The 1,418-nt window shown below is 48.4% G+C and carries 2 protein-coding genes; both read left to right on the plus strand.

Features of this window, described 5'->3' with window-relative positions:
• The first annotated feature begins 89 nt into the window (after positions 1-89).
• Complete coding sequence (locus B5F88_RS19500) at positions 90-1,043, plus strand: hypothetical protein (RefSeq protein WP_087937054.1); 954 nt, start codon at positions 90-92, stop codon at positions 1,041-1,043.
• Positions 1,043-1,418: DUF6551 family protein (locus B5F88_RS19505; RefSeq protein WP_343286491.1), on the plus strand; the 376-nt coding region annotated here is incomplete at its 3' end. The genes B5F88_RS19500 and B5F88_RS19505, both read left to right, overlap by 1 nt.

Here is a 1,418-nt window from a genome sequence, read left to right on the forward strand (position 1 = left end):
TTACCAGCTGACCGGTGAGATCGATCAAGTCAACCGGGTCGCATATTTTTCCCTCAAAACCGTCAAACAGCTGGAACGCAGGAGGCTACATGACAGAGAAAGCATTTAGGCAGCTTAACATCGATCCGGAATTCAAAAACTTGATTCGTCCACTTCGCCGGGAGGAATACCGGCAACTGGAGCTGAATCTGGTCATGGAAGGATGCCGGGAAGATATCATCGCATGGAATGATACCATCGTCGACGGTCATAATCGCTATGAAATATGCAATAAAATGCGCATTCCTTATGGAGTCAAGGAGCTGGATTTTCCAAGCAGAGATGCTGCCATCGCCTGGATCTGTGCGAACCAACTTGGGCGCCGCAACATCTCAGAAGAAACCAGGAAATATCTGATTGGGAAACAATATGAAGCGGAAAAGAAAGTACAGCGAAATAGGAATGGCTATAATCAGTACCGTCCGAACCCCAACATTACTGTGGGGAGAGGCCGCCCAATAGATGAAGAGAGTGGCCGGCGAACAGCAGCCCGGCTGGGAAGGAAGTATCATGTGTCCGGCGCAACCGTACAGAAATATGCGAAATACAGTGCAGCATTAGATACCATTGAACAAAATGCTCCTGAGCTTGTTCCGCACATTCTTTCCGGGGCATATAAGATTTCTTTCGAAAATATCGTTGCTCTATCAGAAATGGAACCCGAAGAATTGAAAGCACTTAGTAAAAAAATCGGAAAAAATCCCTATGCGTTTGCTCGTTACAGTGAATCGAGACGATGCCTTTATTCCGACGCTTCTGCCAAGCCCGGTACAGCGGCGGCAGAACAGCCGGCAATCAAGACGATGCCCGCCTATGACCCGGATGCGGAAGTTGCTGGACTTACTCTTACGATCCCCTCCTGGATGAGCTCCATCGACCGGACAAAGTCCATGGCACATTTGGAAGCGATCTCACCTGCTGCAAGACAAAACCTCTTGGCGGCGTTGACTGAATTAGAAGGAAAAATCCAGGAAATGCTCAATGCAATTGAGGTGGAATCCTAATGGAAGATTATAGTATGTTTGTTCCCAATGTTCACTTCGAACAGATTCCCATCAAGAACCTCGTATCCAATCAGGAGTACCAGAGGAATATTTCCGAACAGCATGTGCTGAATGCTGCGGCACACTTTGATCTGTATCAGATCAACCCCGTGAAGGTAAGCCGTCGAAATGGGGTCAACTATGTCTTCAATGGCCAGCACACGGTGGAGATCGTCGCCCTGGCCTCTGGCTCTCGTGAAACGCCAGTCTGGTGCATGATATACGATGATCTGAACTACGAGCACGAGGCAGATATCTTCGCCAACCAGATGAAGTTTGTCAAACCGCTCCGTCCCTATGAAGTGTTTATGGCAAATGTGGAAGCCGGGAATCAGG

Origin of the sequence: Flavonifractor sp. An306 (genome assembly GCF_002159455.1) — a bacterium.
Classification (GTDB): Bacteria; Bacillota; Clostridia; order Oscillospirales; family Oscillospiraceae; genus Flavonifractor.